Below are 15,257 nucleotides of genomic sequence, written 5' to 3'. Positions count from 1 at the left end.
ATCACCGGGACCCACAGCGCCAGCAGGGTGTTGCGCACCCACGGCGCGATCTTCTTGTGCACCAGCCAGATCAGCAGCGGCGCCACCCACACCCAGTGGTGGTCCCAGGAGATCGGCGAGAGCAGCAACCCGAGGAACTGCACCGAAAGCACGCCGATCAGCGCGTCGTTCGCCCGGACCGACGCCCTCAGCGCGAGCAACGCGATCACGATCGACACCAGGGCGGCGGTGATCCACGGCCAGGACACGCCGACGTCGTGACCGAGGCTGCGGGACAACGCGCCGCGCAACGACTGGTTGTGCGCGGTCGCGATCGGCCCGACCCGGTCCGGATCGCCGAACAGCACGAACCAGTACTGCCTGGCCTGCTCGAAGTTCACCAGGAACCCGAGGCCGACGCTCGCCGCGAACGCCGCCACCGACCACACCGCGGCCTTCCACCGGCGGGTCGCGAGGAAGTACAGGCCGGAGATCGCGGGCACGAGCTTCACCCCGGCGGTCAGGCCGATCGCCGCTCCCGCGACGCGCGAGTCGCGGGCCACCAGCGCGGCCAGCACGACCGCGGCCAGCAGCAGGTTGATCTGGCCGAACTCGAAGGTGTGGAAGACCGGCATCATCCACAGCAGCACGGCGGTCCACAGCAGCGCCCGCTGCCGCCACACCCGAGCGCCGGCCGTCCACGACTCCCCCGCGACGAGCCGCAGCGCCACGCGCACCAGCCAGTACAGGCACAGCACGGTCAGCAGGCGGAAGCCCCACTGCGCGGCGCCCCAGAACAGCCACGTCATCGGCAGGAACACCAGCGCGCCGAACGGCGGGTAGGTGAACGGCAGCGGGAAGTCGGGCGGCGAGTGTGGCGACACCATCTGGTAGAGGTCGCCTTCGAGCACGTGCGGGGCCAGCGACCAGTACACGTACAGGTCGATCGACTCGGTGCCGAAACCGGTGACGATGATCCACGTGCGCGCGAGTATCGAGATCGCCAGCAGCAACGGGGCGACGGCGAGCAGCCGCCGTTCCATCTTCGCGAGGGGCTCAGGTCGCAACACGTTCTGCCTTCGGGATCGGGTCGAGCAGCTTCGGCGTCAACGCCAGGGTGAGCAGTGCGAGCGCCGGATAGACCCAGCCGAGCGCCGCGAGCGGCCAGGGTCTCGGGATCTCCCAGATGGACGGCTGCAGGTTGATCAGGATCGTGATGACGTCCGAAGCGACCGCGACCACCCACACTCCGGCGAGCACCGGATTCCGTCGCCCGTGCACGAGCCAGAGGACCAGCGGGATCACCCACAACCAGTGGTGGCTCCAGGAGATCGGCGAGACCAGCAGCCCGAAGAGCTGCACGACGATCACGGCCGCCAGCGTGTCCCCGGCCTTCACCGCGGCCCGCAACGCGAAGCCGGTGAGCACGACGGACACCGCCACCGCGAGCAGCCACGGCCAGGACATCTCGACGTCGTAGCCGAGTGAACGCGACAACGCGCCGCGCAACGACTGGTTGATCACCGAGCCCACCGGCCCGACCCGGTCGGCCGCGCCGAGCAGCTCGAACCAGTAGCGCCACGAGTCCCCGGCCGACACCAGGAAGCCCAGCGCGACGGTGATCGCGAAGCCGGCCAGCGACCACAGCGCGGCCTTCCACCGGCGGGTGACCAGGAAGTACAGGCCGGAGATCGCCGGCGTCAGCTTCATCCCGGCCGCGACACCGACGCCGAGTCCCGCGACGGCCTGCCGGGTCGCGACCATCGCCGCGAACGTCCCGGCGATCAGGGCGAGGTTGATCTGTCCGAAGTCGAGGGTCTTGCGCACCGGCTCGAACCACAGCGCGATGGCCGTCCACAACAGAGCGCGGCGCCGCCACGTCCCGTCGAACGGCTGCTCGGCCTCGTCCGCCAGCAGCTTCAGCGCCGTGCGCACCAGCCACCACAGGCAGACCAGCGACAGCACCTGCCAGACGATCTTCGCCGCGAGCCACGGCAACGCCGACAGCGGAAGGAACACCAGCGCCGCGAAGGGCGGATAGGTGAACGGCAGCGGGAAGTCCGCCGTGAACGGCATGGTGATCGAGTAGAGCTCGTCGGTGAGCACGTTCGGAGCGAGGCTCCAGTACACCTTGAGGTCGATCATCCCCCAGTTCGCCGTCGCGGCGTAGACGCCCAACGACAGGCACAACACCAACGGCGCGAACCTCAGCACACGCTGCTCACTCACCGGTTCCTCCAGCCACCGGGGCAGGCTGGCGCACCGGGTGCAGCAGCGCCCGCCCGACCCACATCCCTGCCACAACAGTGGCAGCCAGGTACGGCCACCACACCCAGGGGTTCATGGAGTCGTAAGTCCAGCGCGCGACGATCGTGCCGTCCGGCAGGGTGACCAGCACCATCCACACCGAAACACCCGCCGGCACGGCGATCCGGCGGTCCTTCCACGCGAACGTCGCTCCCAACGCGAGCGCCCACGTGAAGTACCACGGCAGCACCGAAGGCGCGAGCAGTGACGCGGCGAGCAACGCGATCGCGGCGCGTCTCACCGTTTCCACACCCTCTTGACGTCTCTTGCCACGAGGTGATCGCAAGGGCGACGCGAGCCACGAAGACGGGCTGGAAGATCAGGTTCTTCGGGAGGTTCCGCTAGCCGGTGTGCGTGTCCATCACGACGTGGGCGCCGAGTTCGCCGAGCAGCTTGATCAGGTCCGGGCCGAGGCAGACCGAGTCCTGCCCGTCCTTCGGCGACCACGAGACGAACAGGTCCACGTCACACCCGGCCGCGACCTGGACCAGCGCTTCCCGGTGCTCCGCGAGCAACGCCTCGACGAGCTTCAGCAGGTCGCCCAGATGCAGGTCGTCACCGTCAGCGTCGACACACCAGAGCCCGTCGATCTGCTCGGCACCATCGATCTTCAAGGCGCGCCGATCTCCGCGACGGTCATCTCACCCGCCCACAGCCGGAGCGTGGCCTTCGACCAGGGTTCTTCCTCCACGGGCTGAATCCTCGCAGCCCACGCAACTCAGATCCGTTGTGGAACGTCACCCGATCATGATCTGGAAAGCGCTGAGCACGTCCGGAGTGATCCTCGCGGCGGCCCTGGTGGCGTCCCCGGCCCAGGCCGCGGCGGGCCAGGTGGTGACGAAGGTGTCCGAACCGGACCGCGCCGCCGCACTGGCTCACTGGACGCCGGAACGGATGAAGGCCGTCGGCGACGGCGATCTCCCCCCTGCCGAGCAGATCTCGAAGCCGTACGAGGGGACAGCGCCGGGCGTCGGCCGGCTGTTCACGTCCACCTCGACGGGCGAGGACCACTCCTGCACGGCCACGGTGGTGCCGAGCGCGACCAGGGACGTCGTGCTGACGGCCGGGCACTGCGTCAACGGCGGCCTGGACCGCTGGGACGACCCGATCAAGATCCTGAACGTCGTGTTCGTGCCCGGCTACGACCACGGCTCGCGTCCGCACGGGGTGTTCGTGGCGCGTGCTTTCGCCTGGTCGGACACCTACAGCGGCCCCATGAGCGGCCTGGACGACGACGCGGTGATCGCGCTCGACCCGGTGGACGGCCGGCACGTGCAGGACGTGGCCGGCGCGCAGGACATCTCGTTCGACGAGGTGGGATCGCCGGTCGGCCAGACGACGCTGGGCTATCCGGTGTCGGCGCTCGACCGCGGCGAGGCGCTGCTGTCGTGCGTGCGGCCGGCGACGTTGAAGGTCAACTCGGTCATGTCGGCGTGGGAGACGGACTGCGACCTCGCGGGCGGGTCCAGTGGCGGGCCGTGGTTGCGCGGGTTCGACCCGATCACGGGCCGGGGCACGATCTTCGGGGTGACCAGCCGGGGCACGATGAACGGCGACCTGGTCACGACGGACCTGAGCGCGGCGAAGCTCACCGACGCCGTGCGGGCGTTGTACGTGAGCGCGGACGACCTCTGACGATCGAACGGCACGCCCGCGCAGGCCGAGGGCGGTCACACGACCACTGTCAGCCGGCCGAGTGGCCAACTGTCGCGGGGATCGTCGGTGGAGCTGACGTCCGTGTCGCCTGCCTGAAAGCCAGCAGCCCCAACGCGATGACGGTCAGCCACACGTAGGTGTCGAACTCGTGCAGCCGCGTCACGAACACCAGCAACACGGCGGCGAAGGCATACCAGTGGCCGCGCAGGACGAGGAACATCAGCACCGGCACGCACCACACCCAGTGGTGCAGCCAGGAGACCGGCGAGGCCAGCAGTCCGGCGGCCGCGATGACGAACAGTGCGACGAGGTCGTCGCGGGTCCGCCGGGCCACGAAGACCGCGGTGGCCACCACAGCGGCGGCGAGCACCACCCACAGCAGCGTCTCCACGCCGGGCGCGAGGCCGAATCCGCGCAGCAGACCGCGGATCGACTGGTTCGTGGACAACGACATGTCGCCGATGCGATCCGGGTCCAGCAGCGAATGCAGCCAGTACTGCGACGAATCCGTTGGTGCGATGAGGAATCCCGCGACGACCAGGCCGGCGAACGTGGCCATCGACGTGATGGCGGCCCGCCAGTCGCGCTTGACGATGAAGTACAGCACGAAGATCGCGGGCGTCAGCTTGATCGCCGCAGCGACGCCGATCAGCACGCCACGCCGGCGCTTGCCGGTCACCAGCAGGACGTCGACCACGACCAGCGCCAGCAGGAACAGGTTGATCTGGCCGTAGCCGTAGGTCGTCCAGACCGGGTCCAGCGCCAGCGCGCCGATCGCGGCCGGCGGGCCGACCGTCCACTTGAGATCAGGACGGACCTTGCCCGCCACCGCCACGCACACCGCGGTGAGCGCGACGAAGCCGGCCGCGACCACCAGCAGGTTGTGCCATCCGCCCGGCACGAGGCTCAGGCCGCTGAACAGCACCGCCGCGATGGGCGGGTACGTGAAGGGCAGCTGGGGATCGAGCGGCGGGCCGGTGAAGCCGACGTAGAGCGGGCGGCCCTCCAGCCACGCGAGGCCGCCGAGCCGGTACACGTCGAGGTCGATCGGGTAGTGATCGGACCAGGTGAACAGCAGCCACGCCAGGGCGGCCGGCCAGAGCGCAGCACCGAGCCGCACTGGGTACGCGAGGGACACACCTCGAAGCTAATTTCGGCCGGGAAGGTTCACCTTGCTGAACAACCAGCAGAAGTTCCGGCAGAAATGTGGTTCGGAAGCAGCGCTACCCTGGTGTCAGGCGTCTACCTGTCAGCACCATGCGCTGAAGACGTCGGGGGGTAGCGCAGTGAGCACGACCGCGTTCGGGGATTTTCTCCGCTTCTATCGATCGCGTGTTCCGTTGACGCAGGAAGAGCTCGCCGAACGCACGGGCCTGAGCACGCGCGCGATCAGCGACATGGAACGCGGGCGCACGCTCAGTCCGCAGTTCCGCACCGTGCAACTGCTGGTGGGCGGGCTCGGGCTGGTCGGTGAAGAGGCAGCGGAGTTCGCCTCGCTCGCCCGCACCGGCCGGGTGGCCGGAGCCGAGGAACGCCCGGACGCGCCGTTCGCTGTGACGTCCTGTTCGCTGCCGCCGGTGCTGATCGAGCTCACCGGCAGGGAGAGCGAGAAGGAACTCCTGGACGGGTTCGCCGCGGACGCCGCGTCGTCGTCACGGCTGCAGATCGCCGTGGTCCACGGCGCGCCCGGAGCCGGCAAGACCGCGCTCGCCGTCGACGCGGGACATCGCCTGGGCGCGCGGTTCGCCGACGGCTGCGTGTTCCTCGACCTGCGCGGCACCGACGAGCCGCTGACCCCGGACAAGGCCGCGCACCGGCTGCTGCGCTCGTTCGGAGTGGACGAACGACAGATTCCCGCGGACCCGGACGACAAGCTGTCGCTGTACCGGTCGCAGCTGCGCGACCGGGCCGTGTTGCTGGTGCTCGACAACGCGGAGAACGAGGCGCAGGTGCGGCCGTTGCTCGCCTCCAGCCCCGGCACGCTGGTGCTGCTGACCAGCCGCCGAACCATGACCGGCCTGGACGCCCGGCACCGGCTCCCGCTGGAGTTGTTGCCGCTGAACCGCTCCGTCGAACTGCTGCGCGCCGTCACCGGCCCGGAACGGCTCGACGCCGAACCGGAGGCGGCCGAACGGGTCGCCGAACTGTGCGGAGGCCTGCCGCTCGCGTTGCTCATCGCGGGGAACCGGCTGACGAGCAGACCACAGTGGACGATCGGACACCTGGCCGGTCAACTGGAGGACGAACGGCGGCGGCTGTCCGTGCTGCGGGCGGGCGACCTGCAGGTGCGGGCGGCGTTCGAGATCTCCTACCACCAGCTCGGTCCCGCCGCCGCCACTCTGTTCCGCAGGCTGGCTCTGGTCACCAGTCCCGAGGTGAGCGTGGCCCTGGCCGCCGTTCTGGTCGACGACGCCGAGGAGTCGCTGGAGGAACTGGCCGACGCGAGCCTGCTCGGCATCAGCGAGACGCCCGGCCGCTACACGCGTCACGACCTGCTGCACGTCTTCGCCGCCGAACGGCTCGAACTCGACGACGACCCGGCCACCGTGCTGAAGGCGCGCACACGTTTGCGGCACTGGCTCCTCGACACCGCCACCGGAGCGGCCCTGTTCTTCGACCACGACATGCCCGCCGGCCGTGCGGGACCGGTGCATGACAGGGACTCCGCGGCCCGGTGGCTCGAACTGGAGCTGGAGAACTGGCGCGGCGCACTGCGTTCGGCCGCGGCTGGAGGCGAGCACGACCGCGTTCTCGCTCTGGCGCAGGCGATGCACTGGTACTCGGACATGCACGGCGTCGGCGAACTGTGGCGCGAGGTCTTCGCCGCGGGCGCTCACGCGGCCCGGCAACTGGGCAACGCCAAGGACGCCGCCGAACAGCTGAACTACCTCTCGTGGGCGCTGTACGCGTTGTGCGGACAACCGCACGAGGCCCTGGCCGTGCACGAGGAGGCCGCGGCGGAGCCGATCGGCGACACCCTCACCGAAGCGTGGAACTGCTACTACGGCTCGGCGATCCGGCGGCGGCTCGGCGAACTGGAGAAAGCGGTGTCGCTGGGCCGCCGGTCCGTCGAGGAGTTCCAGCGAGCCGGCTACCTGATCGGCGAGAACCTCGCGCTCTCCCTGCTGGGCCTGATGCTGCACACCTCCGGCAACCTCACCGAAGCCGCCGAGGTGCAGCAACGCAGCGTGGACCAGCACCGCAAGGCGGACGGCGACGACGAACTGCTGTCGATGCTGCTGATCCGCCTGGCGACCACCCTGGCGGACGCGGGCCAGGTGATCGCCTCGATGGACCTCCTCGACGAGGCGGAGTCGTTGTTCCGCAGGCACTCCAACACCGCGGGAACGGCTCGTGTGCAGCACAATCGCGGCCTGGTGCTGATGGACGAGGGCCGGTTCGGCGAGGCACGGGAACAACTGCTGGCGGCGCTGAGCGAGGCGCGGCTCTCCGACCACCGGGTCGAGATCCTCGCCCGGCTCGCCGAACTCGCCGACGCCGCGGGAGATTCGGCGCAGGCCCGCGAGTACCGGGTGCGGGCGCTGGCCGAGTGCGACCGCTACGACACCCCCGCGGTACGCGTCACGGCGACGAAACTGGTGGCGGCGTTGAGATGAGTGCCGGTCCCGCCCGGGGCAGGACCGGCACCCGCCAGGTCAGCAGGCCGAGGCCACCGGTTCGTTCGAGCCGGTGTCGACGAAACCGTCGCTGATCCACTTGCCGTCCTCGAGCCGGTTCCACAGATCCGTGCGGCCCCAGACTCCCTCGACGGCCTCGCCGCGGCTGGTGCACGCGATGGACACCACCGCGCCGTCCGCGACCGAGCCCGCGACCGAGTAGCTCAGACCGGGGCCGGACCGCAGGTTCACCGTGGTGTTCGGACCCGCGTCGACCGTGCCGGTGGGCAGTGTCGTACCGCCACCGCCGTAGTTCGTGACCCTGCCGCCGACGGACACGCGCGTGCTGCCGCGCTGCGCGTAGCCGTCGTACGCCTGGGAGCCCTCGTAGAAGGTCCAGCCGCCGATCGTCATCCCGTTGACGCTCACGTGGGTGTTGCCGCGCAGCAACGAGAAGTGCACGTGCGCCCCGGTGCTCGAACCGCCGCACGGCAGCTCGTTGCCGATGTTGCCGAGGTACGTGCCGGTGCGCACGGCGCTGCCGTCGGCGAGCGTCGTCAGGTTGTACATGTGGTAGTAGGTGGTGCTGTAACCGTTGTCGTGCACGACCTTCACCAGCGCGCTGCGGCCCACGATGCAACTCTTGTACACACGGCCGTTGCCCGCGGACAGGACGCGGCCGTCACCGCCGTTGAAGTCGATGGAGCTGAACGGCCTGCTGTTGCCGCTGTTGCCGTGCGGACCGCCGCCCATCCACCACGCCACGTTCACCGGCCACGGCAGGCCGAGTCCGGTGGGCGCGAGCGCTTGGTTGCTCTGGTTGGCCGCGAACGTCCGCTTCTCGCCGTCGCTGAGCACGCCGGACGGCGCCTGCGCGGCCAGAGCGGCGAACCCGGCGGTGCCGTCGAGCTCGACCCGCCACGCGGACCGTTCCCTGCGGGCCAGGAACAGCGCCATGTGCGGCGCCCCGTGCTCCTGACCGTGAGCCATCGGGATGGTGGTGCTGCCGAACACCCACGCACCAGACGTGCGAGTCGGCTCGAACAGCGGTTCACGCAACGTCTGCGTGTCCCACTGACGTTTCACCGCGTCGCCGTGCTGCTGGAGCATGGTGGCGCGGACAGTCGTGGCGAGGTCGGGTGCGGCGGCCGTCGCGGACGGCGCGACCAGCACCGCGGCACCGGCCGCGAGTGCGGAGAACAGCGCGGCGAATCGCCGCGCGGACAACGAACGGGACATGTGCCCTCCAGGGGGAAATCGGCACAGGGCAGGGATTCGGCGGCTCTTGCAGGGGCCGCCGCGCCGATGACATACCGGTGGTCCGACGCGGTCAAGGTCACCTCCGGCAGGTGACCCACCACTGTGGAACGCCCTCCAAAACTGTGGAGGGATACCTACCTTTGTCGGTCATATCGGGCGTGATCGGCCTTCTAAACTGTTTTCTCCACAGTCGAGGGGTGTGCGGTGGCTGTTCCTCCCGACGTCGGCGACGAGGTCGACGTGTTGCTGCGCGCCGGTCCGTTCCACGCGGCGTTGCGGGCCGCCGTCGAGCGCAGCGGCCTCACCCTGGAACGCCTGCGCGACCGTCTCGACCGCCGGGGCATCCACGTCAGCCTGTCCACGCTGAGCTACTGGCGACTGGGCCGCAGCCGTCCTGAACGTGCCGACTCGCTGCGCGCGGTGCAGGCCATCGAGACCATCCTCGGCCTGCCCCGGCATTCCCTCGAAGCCCTGCTCGGGCCGCCGCGCCCGCGTGGCAGGTGGGTGTCGAAGCAGCAGCAGACCCGCGACTACGGACGGATGCTGGAACCCGCGCAGTCGCTCGCGGAGATCGTGCGGGCGCTGGTCGGCCCGTCCGATGGTGACCTGCGCCTGTGGTCACAGGACGACGCGGCCACAGTGGACGAGCACGGCGCGCTCCGCACGATCCACACCAGACAGGTGCTGCGCGCGGTGGCCGGCCAGCCCGACCGCTACCTGGCCGTGTACTGCGCGGACGACGGCACGCCACCGGACGCGTTGGGCGTGGAGGCCGTGCGCGACTGCCGGCTGGGACGCGTGCGACGGCACCCTGGAGCACCGGTGATCGCCGTGGAGCTGCTGTTCGACCAAAGCCTGCGCGCGGGCCAGACGCACCTGCTGGAGTACCGCTTCACCATCGCCGAGACCGGCGCGCAGTCACACGACTACCGCCGCGCGTTCCGCTATCCCGTGGGCACGTACGTGGCGAGTGTGCAGTTCACCGAACCGCGCCTCCCGGTCCGCTGCTACGCCCTCGCACAGCCCGGCGTGGACGCGACGCTGGTGCACGGCGACGAACTCGCGCTCACGCCGGGGCGAGTGCTGCACGTGACGGCGAAGGACGTGCGGCCCGGCGTGCTCGGCATGGGCTGGGACTGGTCCTAGACGGTAGGCCGGGCCGGCAACGCCACGCCGCAGACGACCGCCCACAGCAGCACCGGGAACGCCGCGATGCGTTCCCACAGGCCGAACAGCGCCGGACCGCCGACCTGGGCCGCCATCAGCGCCAAGGCCACCGCCGCGACGATCGCACCACCGGCGCCGATGCGGCCCAGGAGCCGCCACCGGGCGGTGCGTGCCAGTGCGAGGCCGGTCAGCAGCATCGCGACCTCGCCCACCGGGATGGCGACGACCGCTCCGGCGATGTGCAGCGCGCGGCTGGTGTCCTCGGGGTTCAGGCCGACGACGGCCAGGGCCAGACCGGTGACGACGAGGAGCAGCAGGCCGGCGCGGGCCGTCCGCACGTCCGGGAACAGCGGCCGGACCAGCAGAGCTCCCGCGGCCAGGCACAGACCCGCGAGCGTCCAGGACACACCGGAGACGACGTGCCACGGCGAACACACCCAGCGGTCGACCTGGTCCGACTGGAAGCAGGTGGCCGCGCCCAGGTCGCTGATGGCGTTGCGCAGCCAGCTGTACGGGACCTCCCAGCGCGCCTCCACCACGAACAGCAGCACGAAGTACTGCGCCACCAACACCCACAGCACCGCGCCCAGCCGCGTTCGCCCGTCCACGCGGCAGAGTGGAACATGGATCATTTCGCCGCGCCGGACGGACGTTCTGGAGCTACCGCTCGCCGACGAAGGCGAGGACCGCCTCCGCGAACGCGTCGGGTTCCTCGACGTTGCCGAGGTGCCCGCTGTTCTCCAGGACGACGAGCCGGGAGTCCGGGATCAGCTCGTCGAGCTCCTCCGCCCAGCGAACACCGCACACGACGTCGTGCCGGCCGACGATCACCAGGGCCGGCACCGCGAGGGAGCCCAGCGCCTGCCGGTCGTCGATGACGTCGGGAACGAGGTGCTCGTCGAGGCCGGAGAGGTGTGAACCGGTGATGGCCGCCCGGAGCGGGGCGAACTCCGGTTCCCTGCCCCAGTAGTCGGCGAGGTAGGCAGGCAGCAGTCCACGGAGGACCTGGGTCATCTCCTCGTCGTCGGAGATGCCACCGGTCGCCTGTAACGCGGCGAGCACCGCGGGCAGTTCGGGATTGTCCGCGTTCCTGCCGGCGAAGATCTCCACCTTGGCCATCGCCTCGGCGACGTGCTCAGGGCCGGTCAGCGGCGCACTCTCGTACAGAATGATGCCCGCGAAGCGGTCGGGGTGCCGCAGGGCGCAGCGTTGCGCGACGAACCCTCCGTGGGAGTGTCCGAGCAGGTACGCCGCCGGCAGTCCGAGGTGGTCGAGCAGCCCGATGACGGCCTCGGTGTACCGGTCGCGGGTGTAGCCGTGGGGGTGCGAGTCGAGGCGGCCAGAGCCACCCGTGCCGAGCGGCTCCACGTAGACCATCGTGAGGTGGCTTTCCAGGGCGGGCGTGCGCAGGTACTCCCAGAACACTCCCGGGCCGCCGGGGTGTGCCAGGCAGACCGGGCCGTCGCCGTGCACGTGGTAGCGCTGGACCACTCCGCCGATCTCGGTCGTGTGGGTGCCGGGGGCCAGCGGGTCGCGTGCTTGGGGATTCACGGTGCTCTCCGATCAGGTGGTGTCAACGACACCGGCAAGACCACGAGAGCGGGCGAAAGTTCGATCCGTCGGGTGTGACAGCCGCCACTACGACGAGACGGCCGGGTGGAACAGCCGCAACTGGCTCACGCGGCCGTCCTCCAGGGACAACACCCAGGTCACGGCGGGAGGACAGTGCCGCGGGTCGTCGGCGGGGTTGAGGATGTCCATCTCCCAGATCGTGATGTCCCGGCCGACGACCGCGTCGACGAAGCGCTGGCGGACTCCGGCCTCCAGATCACCGGCCGCACCGCGGACCAGGAAGTCACGTCCTCCCACGGGCTCGCGGCCGTCGAACAACATGGCCTCGGGCGCCCACCGCTCGGACATCACCCTGCCGAACTCTCCCCTGTGCATCGCGTCCAGGGCCTCCACCCCCTCCGCACGGCTGGCCACGGCCAGTGCCGCGACGTCGTCGTGCGCGCCGGCCGCGGTGGCCGCCAGCGCCGCACCGAGTTTGGTGCGAGCCTGACTCAGACGGCTGCGCACCGTGCCCACGGGCACACCGCAGACGGCCGCGATCTGCTCGTAGGTGCTCGCCCTGCTGAAGTGCCGCAACAGAACGGTCATGCGCAACGCCGGCGCGAGGTCCCCGATCGCGTGCCAGAGCCAGTCCCGCATGGCGTGCCGCTCGACGATCCGCTCCGGACTCTCGTCACTGACCAGTTCCAGATCAGCCACAGGACGCGCGAGACCAGCCGACCGCAGCCTCGTGCGGCACCCGTTGCGCACGATCATCCGCAGCCACGCACCGACAGCCGCCGGTTCCCGAACGTCGCCGATGCGGCTGAGCGCGACCAGCATCGCGTCCTGGACGGCGTCCTCGGCATCCGGACCGTGCCCGGCGACGCTCAGCGCCACCGCCCTCATGCCGGCCTCGTGCCGCGCCAGCAGGACGCCCAGCGCGGTGACGTCACCGGCCTGAGCGGCACGGGTGAGCTCTTCGTCCGAAGTCGGCTGCGGCGCCAACCGATCCTCCTGCGACCGTTGGGTGAGCCGTGCGCGGGCGCGTCCGGCTCACCCAACGATGCCAGATCACTTCTGTGTTCTTGGGCCACGAGGCGCAGGATTGGAGACGCAGGCCCCTCGATCGAGCGGAGATGACGGCCTGCTCCACCGCCGTCGTCCCGGTCCCGTGCAGGCCCCGGCTGACCCGGTCAGCCGCCAGGAGGCCATCTGCCACACGATGGGCGAAGACGACCTGTCCGACGAACGAGCGAGCACGTTGCCCGCACCGGCACGAGGCCTGGCGGTTCGCCGTTGCTCGAGCATCAAACTGACCGATCAGAGGCGTTGACGTCAGGATCGTTCGAACCTAGCCTGAGCTTGAGAGCGCTCTCACATACTTCATTCGGCCGCCCACCCTGCACCGGGAGGTCTCATGTTGAGAGCTGCTCTTCTCGCGTCCCTGATGATGTCGGCAGTCATCGCTGCCGTGCCGTCCGCGCCGATGGCCGCGGCGCCGAAGATCAATCAATCTGCCGTGGACTGCGACAACTACTGCGACAACCGCGACTCCGCCCTGCCACCCAGTGCACAACGCTCCACCTACCGGCCCGGCACCAGCACATCGCCGCCAGCCGGTGGACCGCCGTCAACGGGAAACGCAGCACCGAATGCAGCTGCTGCCATTTGCAACAAGTACTGCGACATCCGTGATCCCGCCCTCGCGCCTGCGGACCGGCTGGCCCAGACCGTTCCCGTCGGCGGACGTCGGATCTCCCTGCACTTCGACGACACGGACGCGATGGGCTGGGCGGCGATCTCCGCTGCCGGGCAAGGCGACGAGGTGTGGCTGGACCGGTCTTTCGACGCCGGGGTCAGTTGGGGCTCCGGGTCCAGGCTCGGTAGCACCTCGGTCCCGGCTGGCTTCGGCGACTGGCGCACCATGATGTTCAACGTGGACGATTGGGCCGACCTCGGGGTCGGCCTGCTGCGAGCTTGTGGACGGCCGGCTGGTTCGCCCACGATCGCATGCACCAGCTGGTATCGCACGACCTGGAACGCCGGTGAACGTCGTACGGCCGCGGCGACGGCGTTGATGGAGCGCTACAACCTCGGCAACGGCCTGTTCGACACAACCGGCTGGTGGAACTCCGCCAACGCGCTCACCGCGATCATCGACAACATCCGGGTCACCGGCATGAACAGCTACCGCCACGCGATCGCCCGGACCTACGACCTCAATCTCCAGGCCTGGCAGGGCAATTTCATCAACGACTACAACGACGACGTCGCCTGGTGGGGCCTGGCGTGGCTGGCCGCCTACGACCTGACCGGGGACAGCCGATCCCTGAACACCGCCAGGACCGGCGCGGACCACGTCTTCCGGTACTGGGACTCGGTCTGTGGTGGCGGAGTGTGGTGGAGCTCGAGCAGGAACTACAAGAACGCGATCACCAACTCGCTGTACGTCCAGCTCAATGCCGCACTGCACAACAGGATCCCCGGCGACACCGCCTACCTGCAGCGCGCCAGGACCGGCTGGACCTGGTTCCTCACCAGCAAGATGATCAACAGCGCCAACCTGGTCAACGACGGACTGACCACAGCCACCTGTGCCAACAACAACCTGACGCCGTGGAGTTACAACCAGGGCGTTCCGCTGGCCGCGCTGACCGAGCTGTACCGGGCCACCGGAGACACGAGCCTGCTCGCCCAGGCACGCATCCTCGCCGACGCCTCGACCAGCAGCACCTTCCTCAACCCCGGCGGCATCCTGTTCGACGACGGCGGTGGTGGGGATGTCCCGTCCTTCAAGGGAATCTACGTCCGAGGCCTCTCCGCGCTGAACCGAGCACTGGCAGACCACCCGTACACCACCTACCTACGCCGCCAAGCAGACACCGCCCATGCGCGGGACCGCTCCAGCGCCGACTCGTACGACCAGCCATGGGCGGGCCCGTTCCAGCGCAGTGACGCCGCCCGGCAACACAGCGCGCTGGACCTGATGAACGCTGCCGGCTGATCGTTCCAGTGTCCGTTCACAGCGCCAGTTCCTCGGGCACGTCGGTGAGGACCTGGTCAAGGCGACCGACCACTGGCGAAAGGTGTTCTCGGCGCGTCAGACGACGGATCGGTAGGTCTGCGCAGCGAGCTTCTGCCCGTCGAGCAGGCCCGCCACGACCGTGCCCCACAGCACCGCCGCTCCACCGAACCCGGGCACCAGTCGCCAGGCCCACTCCAGCCCGGCCGCGCCGAGGCCTGCCGCGAGCACGCTCACACCGCAGAGCAACGCCGCCAGCAGCAGGAACCGGTTGGAGCCGAAGAGCTTCGCGAACGGCGCGAAGTGCGCACCGACGACGAACAGCACCCAGACCGGTACCGCCTGCGGCAGGTCGAGAACCGTCAGCAGCCGCGACCCAGCGAAGATCGCGACCACCATGAGCAGCACCGCGATGCCGTACGTCTTGCCGAACGGGCTGGCACCGCGCCCACCGCCTGCAGGCAGCTGCCTCGCGGACCGCCCGAAGCGAAACACCCAACCCACGAGGCCCACGGCGATCACCAAGCCCAGGGCCATCAGCACAATCCCACCGCCGGAAACCGCGGCCGTACCGGAGAACCACCATCCGGCACCGAACCCCACGCCGATCAACGACGTGATCATCAGCGTGATCACGTGGCCCTTGGTGAACTGCTCGTCGGTCAACATCGCCCCTCAGTCGTTACATCTAGTGT

At 69.7% G+C, this 15,257-nt stretch carries 13 protein-coding genes and 1 pseudogene; 4 read left to right on the top strand and 10 right to left on the bottom strand.

Annotated features, from left to right (window positions below; all coding sequences use genetic code 11):
* Positions 1-125: 125 nt before the first annotated feature.
* The 4 genes and pseudogenes from ACIRG5_RS10065 to ACIRG5_RS10050 all read right to left on the bottom strand — a co-directional run.
* Positions 126-866 (bottom strand): annotated as a pseudogene (locus ACIRG5_RS10065) (glycosyltransferase 87 family protein); the annotation flags it as partial.
* A gap of 169 nt (positions 867-1,035) precedes the next feature.
* Positions 1,036-2,208 (bottom strand): mannosyltransferase, encoded by a 1,173-nt coding sequence (locus ACIRG5_RS10060; protein WP_402902828.1) that lies wholly within the window; start codon positions 2,206-2,208, stop codon positions 1,036-1,038.
* A complete protein-coding gene (locus ACIRG5_RS10055) occupies positions 2,201-2,527 on the bottom strand; it encodes a hypothetical protein (RefSeq protein ID WP_402902825.1) in 327 nt (108 codons plus the stop codon). Before ACIRG5_RS10055 ends, ACIRG5_RS10060 begins: the two co-directional genes overlap by 8 nt.
* Positions 2,528-2,627: 100 nt before the next feature.
* The gene (locus ACIRG5_RS10050; RefSeq protein ID WP_402902822.1) at positions 2,628-2,900 is read right to left on the bottom strand and encodes a hypothetical protein; all 273 of its coding nucleotides are present in this window, start codon (positions 2,898-2,900) and stop codon (positions 2,628-2,630) included.
* Between the two features lie 133 nt (positions 2,901-3,033).
* Here ACIRG5_RS10050 and ACIRG5_RS10045 point away from each other — a divergent pair, with 133 nt between their 5' ends.
* Complete coding sequence (locus ACIRG5_RS10045) at positions 3,034-3,921, top strand: trypsin-like serine peptidase (RefSeq protein ID WP_402902820.1); 888 nt, start codon at positions 3,034-3,036, stop codon at positions 3,919-3,921.
* Positions 3,922-3,970: 49 nt separating this feature from the next.
* Here the strand turns inward: ACIRG5_RS10045 and ACIRG5_RS10040 are convergent, their stop codons facing one another.
* The gene (locus tag ACIRG5_RS10040; RefSeq protein WP_402902818.1) at positions 3,971-5,080 is read right to left on the bottom strand and encodes a glycosyltransferase 87 family protein; all 1,110 of its coding nucleotides are present in this window, start codon (positions 5,078-5,080) and stop codon (positions 3,971-3,973) included.
* Positions 5,081-5,228: 148 nt separating this feature from the next.
* On the opposite strand from ACIRG5_RS10040, the gene ACIRG5_RS10035 reads away from it, so the two are divergent.
* Entirely contained in the window at positions 5,229-7,559 is a 2,331-nt protein-coding gene (locus ACIRG5_RS10035; protein WP_402902816.1) for an ATP-binding protein, read from the top strand.
* 39 nt (positions 7,560-7,598) lie between these two features.
* On the opposite strand, the gene ACIRG5_RS10030 is transcribed toward ACIRG5_RS10035, so the two are convergent.
* Entirely contained in the window at positions 7,599-8,798 is a 1,200-nt protein-coding gene (locus ACIRG5_RS10030) for a peptidoglycan DD-metalloendopeptidase family protein (protein ID WP_402902813.1), read from the bottom strand.
* A gap of 225 nt (positions 8,799-9,023) precedes the next feature.
* On the opposite strand from ACIRG5_RS10030, the gene ACIRG5_RS10025 reads away from it, so the two are divergent.
* Positions 9,024-9,965: a hypothetical protein gene (locus ACIRG5_RS10025; RefSeq protein ID WP_402902810.1), complete on the top strand. Its 942-nt coding sequence runs from the start codon at positions 9,024-9,026 to the stop codon at positions 9,963-9,965.
* Here the strand turns inward: ACIRG5_RS10025 and ACIRG5_RS10020 are convergent.
* The 3 genes from ACIRG5_RS10020 to ACIRG5_RS10010 all read right to left on the bottom strand — a co-directional run bounded on the left by ACIRG5_RS10020 (position 9,962) and on the right by ACIRG5_RS10010 (position 12,545).
* Complete coding sequence (locus ACIRG5_RS10020; protein WP_402902808.1) at positions 9,962-10,594, bottom strand: DUF998 domain-containing protein; 633 nt, start codon at positions 10,592-10,594, stop codon at positions 9,962-9,964. The genes ACIRG5_RS10025 and ACIRG5_RS10020 overlap by 4 nt on opposite strands.
* Positions 10,595-10,646: 52 nt before the next feature.
* Complete coding sequence (locus tag ACIRG5_RS10015) at positions 10,647-11,537, bottom strand: alpha/beta fold hydrolase (protein ID WP_402902805.1); 891 nt, start codon at positions 11,535-11,537, stop codon at positions 10,647-10,649.
* An 87-nt stretch (positions 11,538-11,624) separates the two neighbouring features.
* Positions 11,625-12,545: an RNA polymerase sigma factor gene (locus ACIRG5_RS10010; RefSeq protein WP_402902802.1), complete on the bottom strand. Its 921-nt coding sequence runs from the start codon at positions 12,543-12,545 to the stop codon at positions 11,625-11,627.
* 412 nt (positions 12,546-12,957) lie between these two features.
* Between ACIRG5_RS10010 and ACIRG5_RS10005 the strand changes: the two genes are divergently transcribed.
* The gene (locus ACIRG5_RS10005) at positions 12,958-14,544 is read left to right on the top strand and encodes a glycoside hydrolase family 76 protein (RefSeq protein ID WP_402902799.1); all 1,587 of its coding nucleotides are present in this window, start codon (positions 12,958-12,960) and stop codon (positions 14,542-14,544) included.
* Positions 14,545-14,640: 96 nt separating this feature from the next.
* Here the strand turns inward: ACIRG5_RS10005 and ACIRG5_RS10000 are convergent, their stop codons facing one another.
* Positions 14,641-15,231: a hypothetical protein gene (locus ACIRG5_RS10000; RefSeq protein ID WP_402902796.1), complete on the bottom strand. Its 591-nt coding sequence runs from the start codon at positions 15,229-15,231 to the stop codon at positions 14,641-14,643.
* Positions 15,232-15,257 lie beyond the last annotated feature (26 nt).

Source organism: Lentzea sp. NPDC102401, assembly GCF_044765805.1.
In the GTDB taxonomy this organism is placed as follows: Bacteria; Actinomycetota; Actinomycetes; order Mycobacteriales; family Pseudonocardiaceae; genus Lentzea; species Lentzea sokolovensis.
The sequence above is the reverse complement of the archived record's forward strand: the minus strand, read 5'-3'. Positions and strand labels throughout refer to the sequence as shown.